Origin of the sequence: Paenibacillus sp. EKM206P, from assembly GCF_011066155.1 — a bacterium.
GTDB lineage: Bacteria > Bacillota > Bacilli > Paenibacillales > Paenibacillaceae > Paenibacillus > Paenibacillus polymyxa_D.
Genome location: NZ_JAAMNQ010000097.1, coordinates 1 through 320, shown reverse-complemented (window position 1 = coordinate 320; position 320 = coordinate 1). Strand labels below are relative to the sequence as shown.

The window sequence follows — 320 nt, the reverse complement described above, 5'->3', positions numbered from 1 at the left end:
GTGGAGGCTGAGGGGATCGAACCCCCGACCCTCTGCTTGTAAGGCAGATGCTCTCCCAGCTGAGCTAAGCCTCCATACTACCCTATGACCCGTAGGGGATTCGAACCCCTGTTACCTCCGTGAAAGGGAGGTGTCTTAACCCCTTGACCAACGGGCCATCCTATAACAAGCTCTCAACCGGGTTCGAACCGGTGACCTCATCCTTACCATGGATGCACTCTACCTGCTGAGCTATGAGAGCAAATGGCTCCCCGAACAGGACTCGAACCTGTGACAACTCGATTAACAGTCGAGTGCTCTACCAACTGAGCTATCAGGGA

General features: G+C 54.7%; 4 tRNA genes. All 4 read right to left on the bottom strand.

Features of this window, described 5'->3' with window-relative positions:
- Position 1: 1 nt before the first annotated feature.
- Positions 2-74, bottom strand: a tRNA-Val gene (locus G9G53_RS25875).
- Between the two features lie 11 nt (positions 75-85).
- Positions 86-157, bottom strand: a tRNA-Glu gene (locus tag G9G53_RS25870).
- Between the two features lie 11 nt (positions 158-168).
- Positions 169-241: transfer RNA gene (locus tag G9G53_RS25865), tRNA-Thr, on the bottom strand.
- A 3-nt stretch (positions 242-244) separates the two neighbouring features.
- A tRNA-Asn gene (locus tag G9G53_RS25860) sits at positions 245-320 on the bottom strand.